Origin of the sequence: Roseovarius litoreus (assembly GCF_900142765.1) — a bacterium.
Lineage (GTDB): Bacteria > Pseudomonadota > Alphaproteobacteria > Rhodobacterales > Rhodobacteraceae > Roseovarius > Roseovarius litoreus.
The window spans coordinates 22,184-38,083 of record NZ_FRCB01000012.1; the positions used below are offsets into that span (position 1 = coordinate 22,184).

Genomic DNA, 15,900 nt, shown 5'->3' on the forward strand with positions numbered 1-15,900 from the left:
GTCTGTTGAGCGCTATTCGTAATAGGTATAGCCGTTGATGCTGTCGCGATAGGCCTGCATCAGCGGGAGGCGTTCCTCGACGCTGATCGTTCCGGCCGAGATCGCGCCATCCACCAGCTTGCGGAAGGCCGCGACACAGTCGCTCGGATCGTATTCCACATAGGACAGAACCTCGGCGATGGTGTCGCCTTCCTGCTCATGCAGAAGATCGAACCCGCCATCGGTCCGCAGGTCGATCGTCACCACATTGGTGTCGCCGAACAGGTTGTGCAGATCGCCAAGCGTTTCCTGATAGGCGCCGACAAAGAACACCCCCATGTGATAGGGACGGTCCTCGGGCAGGTCATGCACCGGCAAGGAGGGTGACGTGCCTTCGCTCAGGATGAACTTGTCGATCTTGCCATCGCTGTCACAGGTGATGTCCGACAACACCGCGCGCCGCGTCGGCGCCTGATCGAGCATCTGCAACGGCATCAGCGGATGGAGCTGATCGATGGCCCAGACATCCGGCAGGGATTGGAACAGCGAGAAATTGCAGTGATAGATATCCGCGAGCTTGTGCAGTTCGTCCTCGATATCGGCGCCGCGTTCATCGGCGGCGGCCAGCGCCTTGATCCGCGCCATCAGGTGCCGATAGATCTTTTCGGTGCGGGCCATCTGCCGGATCCCGATCTGGCCACGGCGGAACAGCGCGCGCATCTCGTTGCGATAGAAGCTGGCGTCGTTGAGGCATTCGCGCAGCCGGTCGCCCGACAGGTATCCGCCCACCGCGATCAGATCGCTCACCAGATGGTGATCACCCGGCTCGGCATCGGGGGCTTCGCTTGCGTCGAACAGCGTCGCCTCGAGCACGTTGAAAATCAGCATGGATGAACTGGCCACCACGGCCCGGCCGCTTTCGGTGACCAGCGTGGGATGCTCGATCCCCGCCTCGTCCATCGCGTAGCCCACCGTCTCGACGATATTGGCGCAGTATTCCTCGATGCTGTAATTGATCGAATTGGCCGACGCCTTCTTTTCGCCGGTGTAATCGAACCCCAGACCGCCGCCCAGATCCAGATGGGTCAGGGGCGCGCCCTCGGCTTTCATCTCGCTGAAATAGCGGCAGGCTTCCCCGACCGAGCGGCGCACGTCATTCACGTCCGGCACCTGACTGCCCAGATGCGAATGCTGCAGCATCAGGCAATGCAGCAGCCCCGCATCGCGCAGCTTGTCGATCACCTCGACCAGTTGCGCGGTGTTCATCCCGAAGGTCGAGCGATCCCCGGAACTCGCCGCCCAGTTGCCGCCGATCTGGTTGGTCAACTTCACCCGAACGCCCAGCATCGGCTCGATGCCAAGCGCGCGGCTGGTCTCGATCACGGTGTCCACTTCCATCACGCTTTCCAGCACGATCACCGTGTTGAAGCCCAGCTTGCAGGACTGGATCGCCAGCCCGACGAATTCGGCATCCTTGACCCCGTTGCACACGATCAGCGCATCGCGGGCCAGCTTGTGGGCAAGCGCGATGACCAGCTCGGGTTTCGATCCCGCCTCGAGCCCGAAATCATGCGAGCGACCGAAATCCACGATCCGGTCCACAACCTGCGCCTGCTGATTGACCTTGATCGGAAAGACACCCCGATAGGTGCCGCGATAGCCCGAGCGCTCGATCGCGTCGCGAAAGCCGTGATTGATCTGCTGGATGGCATGTTCCAGATAGGACGTCACCCGCAACACCATGGGCGTCTGGATGCCGCGCTTTTCCAGATCGCGGATGATGCCGGGCAGGCTGACGGCAGGCGCATCGGGCGCCATGGGGTTTTTCAGCGCGACCTCGCCGTTGTCGAGAACCTCGAAAAACCCCTGTCCCCAACGGTTCAGACCGTAAAGCTCTCCGTGAGTGGCGCTCGTCGTCATGGCTTCGCTCCCGCGGCGTTGATATGAACCCTCGCCCCCGCAAAGGCGTCTGCATCTGGCTACACGATTCGGCACGAGGGTGCCCCCAACCGGCGCGTAGCGATGCGCCAAGCATTAGTCCAGATACCAACGTGATGAAAGAGTCAGGCTCAAGGATTGTGCATGCCGCACCCATGAGTGCGGCGGAACGTCGCCCGTCTCGGGACAAGCGGTGCGCGTACGCGATATTTGCCCCGGCGCCGTGTTCGGATCAGAGAAAGCCGGTGCCGCTGCAGGCCGAACAGCGCATGGATTTGCAGCCGAAACAGCCCTGACAGGACGCCATCTTGACCTGCCCGTGAATATCCCTGCCGGCGGCTATCTGCCCCCGGCCCATGCAGATCTGGCAAGGCGCGCGCCCGCTGCCGCGACATCGGTGGCAGCGCCTTGGAATATGCGGCATCTGCGAGGCGTTGGTCGGTCCTTGTTTGAATGTCATGGCAAAAGTCACTCTTGATAAAAGTCCGACCTTACCCCGGCTCGCGGGTATTTCCGTGACCTAAATCTGGCACGATCATGGCCGTGGGCGGTACGCAGGGCATCGCCACCTGGCGAGACCATCCCCGGCTCGCGTTTCCCTCAGGTTGCGTCTTGTGATTAGTCTTGTCCGAATGCCTGTTCCGGATTATGTCAGATGCAAATCCATAGGGGAGCCTCGCCACAGAGGCTGAGAAACCGATAGGTCTCTGGACGATGAACCAGTGCCGGTGCGGTGACCCTTTTAACCTGATCCGGATCATGCCGGCGGAGGAAATGGGATATGCTTGAGGTGGCACTCGCATTTGACGCCTGCACCGGTTTCCGAGAGGAAACGGCCCATGACGCGTGATGATATCGTCGATGATCTGCTCAACTTCATCGCCGCCGCGGATCCCTCCGAGGATGCGTTCAACGAACTGGCTTTGAAAGTCCATGACCACCAGTTTCAGCACAACGCGCCTTACGCGAAATTCGCGCGCTCGCGCGGCAAGACGCCGCGAACCGTCAAGCACTGGTCCGACATTCCGCCGGTACCGATAAACGCGTTCAAGACCCTCGATCTGACATGCTGCCGACCGGAAGACGCCGTGGCCGTGTTCATGACCAGCGGCACCACCCAGGCCGGGCGGCGCGGCAAAAGCTATCACGCGGGCCTCGAAGTCTATGACGCCTCGATGCGCCGCAACTTTGCGCAGCGTTTCATGCGCGGCGACACGGCGATAAAGATGGGCATCCTGTTTCCGACGACCCGGATGATGCCCAACTCGTCGCTTGCGCATTATCTTGACCTTGCGATCACCGGCTTTGGCACGCCGGACAGTGAATGGCTGATCGGAGCGGACGGGATCGATCTTGCCCGGCTGATCCATGCCCTCGAACAGGCCGAGGCGACCGGACAAAGCTATGCGCTGCTTGGGGCAAGCTTCAGCCTCGTGCATGCCATGGATGCGTTGCAGGCCGAGGGCCGCCGTTTCCATCTGCCGCCGGGCAGCCGCATTCTCGATACCGGAGGGTTCAAGGGCCAGTCCCGCGAGCTGGAGCTTGACGTCTTTTACGACGCGCTCAGTCAGACGTTCGGTGTGGCCCGCGACGACTGCATCGGCATGTACGGGATGACCGAGCTTTCGTCGCAGTTTTACGATAACGGCAACGCGACATGTCCCTCGGTCAAGTCCGGGCCGCACTGGGTGTGCAGCCGTGTGGTCAATCCGTTGACGGGCATGGCGGTGCCCAAGGGCGAAACCGGGGTTCTGGCCCATACCGACCTTGCCCATTACAACATCGTCACCACGATCCTGACCGAAGATGCCGCCATCGAGGTCGATGATGGGTTCCAGCTTCTTGGGCGCGTTTCCGGCGCCGAGGCGGTCGGCTGTTCCTTGGCGGTTGACGCCTTTCTCAAGGCGGCGGAGGCGGGCTGATCTGCGATGGTGGAGCGGGCGTGTTATCTTCCCGGCCTTGATCCTCAGGCCCTGCATTGGAAAACCCTGACATTCGGGCAGGGCGGCGGGCCGGGGTATGAGGTTGCGGTTCCCGTGCTCGAACCGCAGGACATGACCCGTCTTGCCGCCCATGTGCGCCATCATGCGGCCCAGCATCTTCGCCCATTGCCCGTGTCGCGCATCGTCGAGGTGATCGACAGGGTGATCGCCCGGCTGCTTGACCGGAAGGACCCGTATCGCCAGCGTATGGAACAGGCGCTGCCCGTCGTGACCGGATATGACGCCGAGATGGTGCGCGTGGGATTGACCCGCTATCTCAAGACGTTTCGCAAACCCGAGCTTCTGCGCTTTCTGGCAGAGGATTTCCCCAATCCCGCGATCCTTGATGAGTTTCAACCCTTGCCAAAGGGCGGCTATGGGCGCGCCTTTGGTCCCGGCGTGTTGGGGCATATCTGGGCCGGGAATGTCCCCGCCTTGCCGCTCTGGAGCCTTGTCTGCGGCCTTCTGGTGAAGTCGGGCACGATCGGCAAGGTCTCGAGTGCCGAGCCGCTCTTCGCCACATGGTTTGCCGAAGTTCTGGCAGAGGTCGCGCCCGAGCTTTCCGACTGTCTTGCGGTCGTGTGGTGGCAGGGTGGCGAGGATGCACCGGAACGCGCCCTGTTGCAGTCAGCCGATATGGCCCTTGCTTATGGCAGTGCCAACGCTCTGGCCGATATCCAAAGCCGTATGCCAAGCGGAAAACGCTTGCTGCAGTTCGGCCACAAGGTCAGTTTCGCGATGATTTCCGCCGAGGCGCTCGATCCGGCCAAGGCCACCGAGACCGCGCGCCGTGCCGCCGAGGACATTGCCCGCTACGACCAGCAAGGATGTTTCGCGCCGCATGTGGTGTTCGTTGAAAAGGGCGGCCATGTCTCGCCGCGTGTCTTTGCGCGCTATCTGGCGGGGGCCTTGTCCGCGTTCGGGCAACGCTACCCGCGTCGCGCCCTGAGCATGGCCGAGGCCAACAGCCTTGCCGCATGGCGCCAACAAGAGGAATTCGCCCATGGCGCCGAGCTGATCGGCGATGCGCTGGGCGACTGGAGCGTGTCGTTCCACGAGGGCGGTCAGGGTTTTGGCCCCTCTTGCCTCAACCGCGCGATACGGGTGGTGGCTGTCGATGCGCTGACCGATGTGCCCAATCAGGTCGCCCCTTACCGGGCCGTGCTCCAGACCGTGGGCATTGCCGCGCCGCCTGATGCCCTGTTTAGGCTTGCGGGCCTGCTGGGCGAGGCCGGTGTCACGCGCATCGCGGCCCTTGGGGACATGACCACACCCGAAGCGGGCTGGCATCACGATGGCCGGTTCAACCTGTCCGATCTCGTGCAGATCACCGAGATGGACGCCCGCGCCCCACCGGCGGCGGACAGGCTGGCCTCTTACGATGACTGACCGCGCGCGCGCCCTGACCCTGCAGCAGGTCGATTTCGCCTATCCCGGCGAAGCCCCGATCCTGCAGGACGCCAGCCTGTCGCTGGCGCAGGGCGACTTTCATTGTCTCGTCGGGCGCAGCGGCTGTGGAAAGACCACCTTGTTGAAAATCGCGGCGGGTCTGCTGCGGCCGACAGCGGGATGCGTTCGTATCGGCGACACGATCCTCGATGGCCCGTCCCGGCAGATCGGGTTCGTCTTCCAGACCCCAAGCCTGCTGGATTGGCGCAGCGTGCTCGACAACGTGCTTTTGCCCATTTCCCTGCACCGCAGCGTGACCGCGACGGATCGGGCGCGCGCCATGGATCTTCTCGCGCTGGTGGGCATCGACGCGCATGCGCAGCGCTACCCATGCCAGATGTCCGGGGGGCAGCAAAGCCGTGTCTCGCTGGCCCGTGCCCTTGTGACAGAGCCGCCTTTTCTGCTGATGGACGAACCCTTTGCCGCTGTCGATGCGATCACGCGCGAGGATTTGCAGAACGATCTGCTGCGCCTGACCCGCGCGCAGGGCACCACGGTTCTGTTCGTCACCCATGACATTGCCGAGGCCGTTTATCTGGCAAGCCATGTCTCGGTCATGCAATCGGGTCGCATCACACGAAGCCTTGCCATCGATGTGCCGGAGCGTGCCTCCGGCGACAGCCGGTATCACCCGCAAGCCATCAGGCAGTGCGAAGAAATCAAGGCGGCCCTTGCGCCCGCCTTGGGAACCGTGACGCCATGACCGCTGCGCGCCTTGCATCTATCGGTCTGTTTCTCGGCCTCGGCCTGATCTGGGAGATCTGGGTGACGATATCGGGCGTCTCGAGCCTTCTGGTGCCCGCGCCATCGGCGGTTCTTGCGGTGCTGTGGCAGGGACTGACCGATGGCTTTCTCTGGCCACATATCCGGGTCACCTTTGCCGAAACGCTTCTGGGCTTTGCCCTGGGCAGCATCATCGGCTTCGCCTTCGGCGTGCTCCTGAGCGAGGTGGACGTGCTGCGCCGCGTGCTCTGGCCCTATATCCTGGCCAGCCAGGTGGTGCCGAAATTGGCGCTTGGGCCGATCTTTATCGTATGGTTCGGGTTTGGACTGACCTCGATCGTCATCATCACCGCGCTGATCTGCTTTTTCCCGCTGCTCGAGAACACGGTGACGGGCCTTCGCTCGGCGCCCGCCGATCAACGCGATCTCTTCCGTATGCTGGGGGCGAGCCGTCTGCAGACACTGTTGCGGCTGAAAATCCCCGCAGGGTTGCCGGTCATCCTCGCGGGGGTCCGCGTATCGGTCGTGCTCGCGATTGTGGGCGCCGTGGTGGGAGAGTTCATCTCGGGCGGGCAGGGGCTTGGCGCCAGCATCATCGCGGCGCAGGGGATGATGGACACCACTTTGATGTTCGCGCTTTTCATCGTCATCACGGTGATGGGCATGCTGTTTTATCAACTGACCATATTGGCAGAACGCTGGCTGCTTCGCCGCCGGCAGACGGGAGACGAGATATGATGTTACGTGCACTAGCCGCCCTTGCGGCCCTTGTCCTGAGCGTGTCCCAGGTGTCCGCGCAAGACCTCGACAAGGTCACAATCGCCGGCTGGAGCAAGCCGATCAGCGAAATCACCAATATCCTGGCCGAACCGGACAAGGGGTTCTTCAAGGCGCACGGGATCGAGCTTGGATATGTTCCGGGCACCGGCGGCGGCTCTGCGATCACCAACATGCTGTCCGGGGCTGCGGATGTCGCCTTTACCGATCCCGCCTCGCTGTATCAGGCGCTCGATCAGGGCGAGGATTTGGTGGCGATCTACAACATCTATCCGCAGAACGTGTTCAACGTTGTCGCCCCCGTCGGACGCGGGATCGAAACCGCCGCCGATCTCAAGGGGAAGACCATCGGGGTTTACAGTCTGAACAGCGGAACGCGCCAGAACCTGCTTTTCCTGCTCCATCAGGTGGGCCTGACCGAGCAGGACGTGACCATTCAGGTCACCGGCCTTTTGAACTTCGGGCCGGTGATCCAGGGGCAGGTGGATGCCACCGCCGCCACCGATACCGGCCTCTATATCGGCCGCCTCAATGGGCTGGGAGAGGTCAATGTCATCAACGTCGCCGACAGCCTGAACGTGCCCACGGATGTTTTCGTGGTCACACGGGCCTATTACGAGGCCAACAAGCCGATCCTGCGCCGCTTCCTGCAGGCCTATCGCGACAGCGCCCAGTGGATGATCGACAACCCGCAAGAGGCCGCGAAGATCGCCGTGACCCGGTCGATCAACGGTCGTGACGAGGCGGTCAATCTGGGGATCATAGAACTTCGCAACCTGTCCGCCCAGTCCGAGACGACGCGCACCAAGGGGCTGGGGCATTTCGATGTCGATGTCCTTCAGGATGGCGCCGATGCCTTTCTCGCGCAGGGGCTGATCTCGTCGGCGCTTGATATGCGCCGCGTGGTCGTCACGGACCTCATCCCGGAGTGATCGCATGGATTTTTCTGGCAAAACCGTCCTTGTCACCGGTGCCAGTCGCGGGATCGGAGCGGCAATCGCAAAGGCGTTTGCAGCCGAAAATGCCTCTGTCGTGGTCAATTATCTGCAGAATGCGCAAGCCGCCGATGCCACCGTCGCCGCCTGCAACGCTCTGGGCGGCGACGCTCTGGCGCTGCAGGCCGACGTGACCGATCAAGCGGGCGCCCGCAGGCTGGTTGCGGACGCGCTCGACGCCTTCGGCAAGGTCGATATTCTGGTGCACAACGCTTTCGCGCCCTTCGTGTTCTCTCCGGAAAAGCGCAAGCTTTTCTGGGAGTTGGACTGGAGCGATTTTCAGGCTCAGATCGATGGCTCGGTCAAGGCGGCCCATGGCATGATACAGGCGGTCCTGCCCGGCATGCTCGAGCGGGCCGATGGCACGATCATCACGATCGCCACCAATCTGATCGCCCATCCCGTGGTGCCGTATCACGACTACACCACCGCGAAATCCGCTTTGGTCGGCTTTGGCCGCAACCTTGCGATGGAACTGGGGCCTTTGGGTATCCGGGTCAACACCGTGTGCCCCGGGCTGGTCTATCCGACGGATGCAAGTCGCGCGGTCAAGGAGGACCTCAAACAGTCCCTTATCGCGCAGACACCGCTGCGACGGATCGCAACCCCCGAGGATGTCGCCGGCCCCGTGCTGTTCCTTGCATCCCCTTGGGCGGGTTTCATGACCGGTCAGACGCTTTACGTGGATGGCGGCGCGATGATGCGCTGAGCACGATTGCCAGGCTCTGCCACTCGCCCGATCGGCAAGCGGCTCGGCCGTTTGGCATCGCAAACCGTCATCCCGCCAAACGTCGCCTTCCACGCATAAAACCTACCTTCCGACATCCCATGCGTCCGGCACTGCCCACGATCCCGATTGCGCCGCCGGTTTCAGGCCCTCATGGCACATCATGCAGCGGCAGGCTGCCGCCCAGTTCGTCCTCGATATGAGCGGCGATGATCTCGTCGAAGCTGGTCTCGGCGGTGAAGCCCATCGACAGGGCGCGATCCGGCGCGAAGGCGCGCGGCCAGGCCGAAACGATGTCGCGCACGAGCGGATCGGGTTCTGGCCGGATCAGCGCCACGGCGCGCGGGCCAGCCACGCGTTCGAGGGCGGCGATCTGATCGGCGACCGTGGCCGAGATCCCCGGCAGGTTCAGCGCGCGCCGATGCCCGAGGGGGGCTGTATCCACGGATGCTGCATGCAGCAGAAGGCCCACCGCCCCGCGCGGACCGGCGAACCAGTGGCGCGTCTCGGGATCGACGGGCAGGGCGGCGGGCAGCCCCGCGAGCGGCTCGCGCAGAATGCCCGAGAAGAACCCCGACGCCGCGGCGTTCGGCGCGCCGGGCCTGATGCAGATCGTGGGCAGCCGTAGCGATATCCCGTCCAGCAGACCCCTGCGGGAAAAATCCGACACAAGTATCTCGCCGATGAGTTTCTGCGCGCCATAGCTGGTGCGCGGGTTGGGCGCGAAATCGTCGGGGATGACATCGGGCAGCGGCGTGCCGAACACCGCCAGCGACGAGGTGAAGACAAAGCGCGGACAATAGCCCTCACCCGTCTGGCGAATGGCGTCCAGTATGTTGCGCGTGCCGTCCAGGTTGACCGTGAGACCCAGGTCAAGATCGGTTTCGGCCTGTCCCGAGACCACGGCGGCAAGGTGAAAGATGACCTCCGGGCGCCACACGGTCAGGGCGCGCGCTGCGGCGGGATCTGTCAGATCGGTCGTGCTGGTGGTGATCTTGACGCTGTCAGACGCGGGCGGCACGGGGGCGATCACGTCGGCCAGATGCAGCGCCTCGACGCGGCGATCTCCGATGACCTGATCCCGCAGGATCGCGTCGGTCAGTTTGCGCCCGATCATGCCCGCCGCGCCGATGATCAATACCTTCATCTGTGGTCTCTCCGTTCTGTGATCCCAAGGATCAGCGCAGTGTGGTCAGCCAGCCAAGACTGTCATCGGTGTGGGCGGTCGGGCGGTATTCGGCACCCAAGGGGCCGGTCCAGCCGAGACGCTCGATCGTGGCGAAGACATGCGTGAAATTCACCTCGCCTGTGTCCGGCGGTCCACGATCCGGGACCGAGGCGAACTGGATATGTCCGATCTTGGGCAACATCCGCTCCAGCCGCCGTGTCAGATCGCCCTCCATGATCTGCACATGGTAGCAGTCGAACATCAGCTTGAGATTCGGGGCGCCAAGACTGTCGATCAGCCGCGCGGCCTGTGTGGTGGTGGTCAGGAAATAACCCGGCGCGTCATAGTGGTTCAGCGGCTCGATCAGGATCGTGATGCCCTGCGGAGCAGCCGCATCGGCCGCGTAGCGGAGATTGGCGAGAAACGTGGCCTCGGCCTCGGGGCCGGTTGCGAAACCGGCCATGGCATGCACGCATCCGGCGCCGATCTGCGCGGCATAGGCCAGCGCCTCGTCGATGGCCGCGCGGGCCTCTTCTTCCCGTCCCTTAAGCGCCAAAAGCCCGTTTTCGCCGGGCGCGCCTCGCCTTGTGTTCAGCCCCAGCATGGGCAGACCGGTTTCGGCCAGCGCGCGGGCCACGTCGGGCGCGGGCGTGTCATAGGGCCAATGGCATTCAACCGCGTCGAAGCCTGCGGCGGCGGCGGCGCGGATCGCATCGGGCAGGGGGCGGTCTGTCCACAGAAACCCCAGATTGGCGGAAAAGCGCATCAGTCCCAGTCCACGTTGAAGCGCGTGACCACGGCGCGCACCTGCTCGGGCGTCAACATGCGCGGGTTGCAGCCGCGCAGCAAAATGGCAAGCCGCGCGGTGTCCTCGAGTTCCTCGATCGCATTGCAGGCCGCCTCGACATCCTTGCCCGCCACGACCGGGCCGTGATTGGCCAGCATCACGGCACTGCGCCTGCCTGCCAGCCCGCGCACTGCGTCGCCCATGGCCGGGTCGCCCGGCAAAAAGAACGGCAGAAGCTTGACCCGGCCCAGCTTCATGATCGCATAAGGCGTGAGGGGCGGCAGGAAGTCATCCTCGTTCGCATCGGGCATCATCGACAGCGCGACCGAATGGCAACTGTGCAGGTGCACCACGGCGCCGGTCCCGGACCTTGTGTCGTAAAACGCGCTGTGCAGGGGCATTTCCTTGGTCGGCTGGTCGCCACTGATCAGGTGTCCCGCGGCATCGAACCGCGACAGACGTTCAGGGTCGAGCCGCCCGAAACAGGTGCCTGTCGGCGTCACCAGCAAGCCTCCATCCTCGGTCCGGGCCGAGATGTTGCCGGTCGAGCCGCCTGTCAAACCACGGTCGAACATCGACTTGGCCAGGGTGCAGATCTGATCGCGCAAGTGCGTTTCGGCAGTCATGTCCGCTCCAGTTGGTCGAGGGCATCGCGAAAGAATGTCTCGGCGCCGAAATTGCCCGATTTCAACGTCAGGGCGGCAGCATGTCCGCCGATGTCGCAATAGCACCATGGCACGCCTGGCGCTATCTCGGGGCCGATATCAAGCCGTGTCACCCCAAGCGCCTGCGTCACGGCGCCGGATGTTTCGCCACCCGCCACGACGAAGCGCCGCGCGCCCATCTCAAACGCCATGCGGGCGCAGGCGGCCAGCGTCTGCTCGACGATCTCACCGGCCTCAGCTGCGCCAAGGGCCGCTTGTGCGGCCCGCACGGCGTCCGGTTGGCTGGTGGCATAGATCAGCGGCGCTTGCGCAAGATCCTGGCTCTGAAGCCAGTCCAACGCCGATTGCGCCCCCTCCCGGGCCAGGATGAGCGGATCGAGGCGCAGACCGGGGCGGCCTTGGGCCAGATAGGCCGCGACCTGCCGGTTGCTCATCTCCGAACAACTGCCCGAAAGAACGATGGTTTCGGGGCGCAGATCGGGTGCGGGCAGGGCGCGGGCCGTGTCGCCGAGCATTCCGTCCTTGCGCAACAGCGCGGGCAACGGCATGGCCAGCGCCGAGCCACCGGTCATCAGCGCATGCTCACCACAGGCCGAGGCGATAGTGGTCAGATCGGCGTCTGCCACGGCATCGACAATCACATGCGCGACGCCATCCTCGGCGAGTTTGCGCAATTCTGCGCGTACCGCGTCACTCCCCTGTGCCACGCAAAGCCTGTCGATCAGGCCGACGGGGCCTGTCACCTGCGGTGCCAGCAGCCGGACCAGATTGCTGTCGCGCATCGGGGTCAGGGGATGGTCGCGCATCGGGCTTTCGGCCAGCAGCGTCCGGCCAACGAACAGATGCCCCATATAGACGCTGCGCCCGTTTTCGGGAAAGGCCGGGCAATACACCGTCTGTCTGGCGCCAAGCCTGTCCATCAGGGTTTCGGCCACCGGGCCGATATTGCCTTGCGGGGTGGAATCGAAGGTCGAACAGTATTTCCAGAAAAACCGCTGTGCCCCTGCGGCGTGCAACCAATCGAGCGCCGCAATCGCCTCGGTCTTGGCGGTGGCGACAGGCGCGGTGCGTATTTTCAGCGCGATAACCTCGAAAGGGGCAGGGTCCTCCGGCGGTGCCTGCGGCACCCCGATGCGCAAAGAGACCCTCGCGCCCGACCGGGCCAGCAATCCGGCAAGGTCGGTGGCGCCGGTGAAGTCATCGGCGATGGCCCCAAGAAGGCAGGTCATGGCGTGTCATCGCCCGGCAGTGTCAGCCCGGCGTTACGGGCATAGACCTTGGCCACGGCGGCATCGTCTTCGGCGCCATATCCCATACCCGAGGCCGCCAGAAACTGCTGCAATGCCGTTGCGGTCAGCGGGGCCGAGAACCGGGCGTCGCGCGCGATGTCGAGGGCAATCCCGAGGTCTTTTGGCCAGATTTCCACCGAGCTGCGGGCCTCGTAATCACCTGCGATCACCCGAGGCGCGCGGCTTTCGAGCATCCAGCTGGTTCCGGCGCTGCGCGAGATCACCTCGAGAAACGTCTCCGGAGAGATCCCTTGGGTCATCCCGAAAGTCAGCGCCTCGCCCATCGCGGCGATATGAATGCCCGCCAGCATCTGATTGACGGATTTCATCGCCGAACCGGGGCCGGCCTGATCGCCAAGCGTGAAAACCTGCCCGGCCATGGCGTCAAGCGCCGGGCGCGCGGCGTCGAAGGCAGCGGGACGCCCGGAGGCCATGATCGTCAGTTGGCCTTCCGCGGCTTTCACTGTGCCGCCGGAGATCGGCGCGTCGAGATAGAGCAGGTCCTGCTGTTCGGCCTCGGACTCCATCTCGCGGGCAAAGGCGGGCGAGACTGTCGCACAGGATATGATGACCGCGCCGGGGCGCATCCGCGCCATGAGACCATCCGTGCCGCAAAGCACCGTCCGGGTCTGGGCAGCGTTCAGCACCACGACAACGAGAACGTCCAGCGATGGGACCGCATCATGCAACGTGCCGGGTTGGCCACCTTCCGCTTGAAACCCCGTGACCGCATCCGGATTGACGTCATGGCCCCAGGTTTCAAGCCCGGCCCGCACGAGCGAACAGGCCATGCCAAACCCCATCGACCCCAAGCCCACAATGCCGATTTTCGTCACGCCGCGTCCTCCTCCGAAAATGCCAACTGAAACGTTGATCCTGTTGTCAGGTCAATAAGCCAGTATCCGCGCGCTTTCCAGCAGGATTGCCTTGTCGGTTGTTGGGGAATATCCCGAGCGCTTCACAGCACGGACCCTGCCCGATCCAAATTGAAAAACCTGCCTCCACCCCTCGGACCAAGGCAGGTTTTTTGGTGTTTGCGTACAAGATGGACACAATTTCCGGGATTGACGCCCGGTTTCGTCCCAAACGCGCGTAGGTTTCGTACGGATCGTACGGACCCAAAGCGTTTCCTCGAGGCAATCCATCAGTGCAACGGTTTGAGTTTCGTCTTTGAAATGTGAGACACAAGCGGTTGTCCAATTGGTCTTGATTGAATGGCGATCCCGAAAGGGTTCGAACTCTCAAACCGCTGATTAGAAGTCTGTTTTAACCCAATGATTTCAAAGGTTTTGGGGCGAACTTTTGCGCCTCTGACCTCGAATATACATCCATTGGATGCACAGATATCCGGGTTGGATCAGGCGCTCAATTCGGCTTTGTTTGCCGCTCTACCTTGAAGATGTAGAGCAGGATGATCATCAGCAGGACAAGCCCGGTGATGTCTCCCAGCAAATACCCGAACACCTCTTTCGGCAGCGCATCATGGACCATGATCTTGATCGCCGAATTCGCCAAGGAAGCTATGACCCCCGCAAGCAGGATCAACACCCAAGGCCGCGCCAAGAGTCCTGTCTTGTGCCCCTGCAGCAGGTAGAGCGCGGCCAACACGCCAATATACCCGATCGACGCACCACCGATAACATCGAAAAATCCAACGCCCAAAAGGCTCGCCGGGCCGAGGAAAATGATGTGGGTCACCACTTGACCAGGAAGGATATGGAGGATCGACTTCCAACCATAGAGCCACGCTGTCAGAACGCGGATGCCATGCGGAAGGTAAAGCAACAAAACGCTGCTTTCGAAGTTGTAGATATGCGCATCCTGAAGCGGAACGATCACTTTCAAAGAAAACAGTGCCAGTAGTACGAACAAAGTGCTCACGATCAACGTGATCAATAGGTCATGTTGGCGGATCGGGCTGTTCAATCTATCCACCGTTTACGGCCGTGATGGATATCCGGAGTAGTTCGCCGACTTTGTGCGAGGCATGCCATGTGAACAGCGCCTTGCATCAGACGTTTCGTAGCTTGTGCCAAAATTAGTCAGTCCCAAAATGACGCTGGTTGGCACACCTGCTTAACATCAGATATTGCAGATGTGTATCTTTACCGGACAAGAAAATCGGGCATAAATCACCGCGTCAGCGCTTACCGTGTCTGTCGGGTGGCGTCAAATGTTTCATGTTGAGAACCTTTGCGCGTTCTCAAGCTAACTCCAAAAGGAATTGGCGCATGTTACTCTATCAGGGATGGTTTGCTGTCTTTTGACAGGATGGCCGTTGGCCGTGGGCTTTTGAGTGTTTTTCGAGCGGCAGGCAAGACTTTGACAGCCTTGCCTCACGAAAGATGACACTGCTGCCCCGTCTATTGCTTTCTCGGAGAGGGCCAAGTCTGTTCTGTAGAACTTGCGTCCCATGCCGCTCTCCGGTGTCAGCAAGATTGATGTGTTTGCAGCCAATTATGCGTGCTGTGTGCGCTGAGGACGTCCCCAGGTGATTATGGTGACCTTCGAGCGGTGATCTGTAGGGGTCGCCAAGTGCGCTTTCAAAGCTCCGCAGAATTCAATGTGTAAAACTTTCTGCCTTTGAGATCGACGGGTTTGAGCACACCGCGTTCCTCCAGAGAGTGTATGACACGGTATTTGCTGGCGCGTGAAATCTGCTGCAGCAGACGGTGATTGACCAATTCCGTCGGTTTGAAATGTTGATGAGCTTGGGATAGCTCCACAATTGCTGCAAGCGCGTCGAGCTCTGGCGGGCTCAGATCGCCCATCCCCAGATCCGCTTCAAGTGTCCGCAGCGCAATACGCAAACGGGCCATTGCTGAGAGGGCATTTTCATCGACCATTGTCGTCACCTTGGTTTCATAATCATGTGCGGAGAATAGGATCCCGCACTTCAGGGCCGCACGTGGGTTAGGCCACAAGCAAGCCCTTCTGGCTCCATCAGTAACAAGGGCACCGGATTACATAACACAATGACGGAAGACATCGGCGAGATCAATAATATATCTCACAATCCGAAACGTTTCGCATCTTAGAATGAAACGGATATCATGACACATTGAGGAAAGCCAGTGTTTTTCAGAGACATTTAGAATCTCTGAAGCAAGGTGCTATTTTCCTGAATATGAAATTGATGCATCCGCAGTCAACGAGCCCAGCTCCGCAATGGCGTTGGATTGCGAGTGTTTTGACAGCCGGCCCCAGCTGCGTGATGATGACATCAGTGTCTTTATACTTTTTTGAGACATTGTTCTGAGACCTTCTAAGGTATGCTGTGGCGTGGGGCAAAGAAGCTGCCTGATGTTACGATCTGCCGATGGGAGGGCAATATATGAAATTTATGCCTTTTTTGTGTGTGTGAGGTCAGGTCTGGTCAGATGCCCGACGTCATTCCCTGAAATAAATTGCAGAACGCCGC

The 15,900-nt window shown here is 61.7% G+C and carries 14 protein-coding genes, 1 pseudogene and 1 riboswitch; of the genes and pseudogenes, 6 read left to right on the top strand and 9 right to left on the bottom strand.

The features are described 5' to 3' along the window. Positions 1 to 12: 12 nt before the first annotated feature. Positions 13 to 1,899 carry a biosynthetic arginine decarboxylase gene (speA, locus tag F3H35_RS17210; RefSeq protein ID WP_149780776.1) on the bottom strand — a complete coding sequence of 629 codons (1,887 nt, stop codon included), beginning with the start codon at positions 1,897 to 1,899 and terminating at the stop codon, positions 13 to 15. Positions 1,900 to 2,574: 675 nt separating this feature from the next. Next, positions 2,575 to 2,708, top strand: a riboswitch (TPP riboswitch). A 48-nt stretch (positions 2,709 to 2,756) separates the two neighbouring features. Here speA and F3H35_RS17215 point away from each other — a divergent pair. The 6 genes from F3H35_RS17215 to F3H35_RS17240 are packed head-to-tail and all read left to right on the top strand — an operon-like array spanning position 2,757 to position 8,552. Further along, a complete protein-coding gene (locus F3H35_RS17215) occupies positions 2,757 to 3,839 on the top strand; it encodes a LuxE/PaaK family acyltransferase (RefSeq protein ID WP_149780777.1) in 1,083 nt (360 codons plus the stop codon). A gap of 6 nt (positions 3,840 to 3,845) precedes the next feature. Next, positions 3,846 to 5,288 (top strand): acyl-CoA reductase, encoded by a 1,443-nt coding sequence (locus F3H35_RS17220; RefSeq protein WP_149780778.1) that lies wholly within the window; start codon positions 3,846 to 3,848, stop codon positions 5,286 to 5,288. Further along, complete coding sequence (locus tag F3H35_RS17225; RefSeq protein ID WP_149780779.1) at positions 5,281 to 6,051, top strand: ABC transporter ATP-binding protein; 771 nt, start codon at positions 5,281 to 5,283, stop codon at positions 6,049 to 6,051. The genes F3H35_RS17220 and F3H35_RS17225 overlap by 8 nt, the downstream gene beginning before the upstream one ends. After that, positions 6,048 to 6,809, top strand: coding sequence for an ABC transporter permease (locus tag F3H35_RS17230; RefSeq protein WP_149780780.1), 762 nt, complete (start codon positions 6,048 to 6,050; stop codon positions 6,807 to 6,809). The genes F3H35_RS17225 and F3H35_RS17230 overlap by 4 nt, the downstream gene beginning before the upstream one ends. Further along, complete coding sequence (locus tag F3H35_RS17235; protein WP_149780781.1) at positions 6,806 to 7,780, top strand: ABC transporter substrate-binding protein; 975 nt, start codon at positions 6,806 to 6,808, stop codon at positions 7,778 to 7,780. Before F3H35_RS17230 ends, F3H35_RS17235 begins: the two co-directional genes overlap by 4 nt. A gap of 4 nt (positions 7,781 to 7,784) precedes the next feature. Continuing rightward, entirely contained in the window at positions 7,785 to 8,552 is a 768-nt protein-coding gene (locus F3H35_RS17240; protein WP_149780782.1) for an SDR family oxidoreductase, read from the top strand. Here the strand turns inward: F3H35_RS17240 and F3H35_RS19245 are convergent. The 8 genes and pseudogenes from F3H35_RS19245 to F3H35_RS17275 form a co-directional block, all read right to left on the bottom strand. Next, positions 8,522 to 8,671 (bottom strand): annotated as a pseudogene (locus F3H35_RS19245) (hypothetical protein); the annotation flags it as partial. The gene F3H35_RS17240 and the pseudogene F3H35_RS19245 overlap by 31 nt on opposite strands. Positions 8,672 to 8,721: 50 nt before the next feature. Then, positions 8,722 to 9,717, bottom strand: a complete 996-nt coding sequence (denD, locus tag F3H35_RS17245; RefSeq protein WP_149780783.1) for a D-erythronate dehydrogenase — start codon at positions 9,715 to 9,717, stop codon at positions 8,722 to 8,724. Between the two features lie 31 nt (positions 9,718 to 9,748). Beyond that, positions 9,749 to 10,504 (bottom strand): hydroxypyruvate isomerase family protein, encoded by a 756-nt coding sequence (locus F3H35_RS17250; RefSeq protein WP_149780784.1) that lies wholly within the window; start codon positions 10,502 to 10,504, stop codon positions 9,749 to 9,751. Beyond that, on the bottom strand, positions 10,504 to 11,151 hold the full coding sequence (gene otnC / locus F3H35_RS17255) for a 3-oxo-tetronate 4-phosphate decarboxylase (protein WP_149780785.1): 648 nt from the start codon (positions 11,149 to 11,151) through the stop codon (positions 10,504 to 10,506). Before otnC ends, F3H35_RS17250 begins: the two co-directional genes overlap by 1 nt. After that, entirely contained in the window at positions 11,148 to 12,419 is a 1,272-nt protein-coding gene (gene otnK / locus F3H35_RS17260; RefSeq protein ID WP_149780786.1) for a 3-oxo-tetronate kinase, read from the bottom strand. Before otnK ends, otnC begins: the two co-directional genes overlap by 4 nt. After that, complete coding sequence (gene ltnD, locus F3H35_RS17265; protein WP_149780787.1) at positions 12,416 to 13,315, bottom strand: L-threonate dehydrogenase; 900 nt, start codon at positions 13,313 to 13,315, stop codon at positions 12,416 to 12,418. The genes otnK and ltnD overlap by 4 nt, the downstream gene beginning before the upstream one ends. A 529-nt stretch (positions 13,316 to 13,844) precedes the next feature. After that, positions 13,845 to 14,405, bottom strand: a complete 561-nt coding sequence (locus F3H35_RS17270; protein ID WP_149780788.1) for a hypothetical protein — start codon at positions 14,403 to 14,405, stop codon at positions 13,845 to 13,847. A gap of 617 nt (positions 14,406 to 15,022) precedes the next feature. Further along, positions 15,023 to 15,325, bottom strand: a complete 303-nt coding sequence (locus F3H35_RS17275) for a hypothetical protein (protein ID WP_149780789.1) — start codon at positions 15,323 to 15,325, stop codon at positions 15,023 to 15,025. Between the last annotated feature and the right edge of the window lie 575 nt (positions 15,326 to 15,900).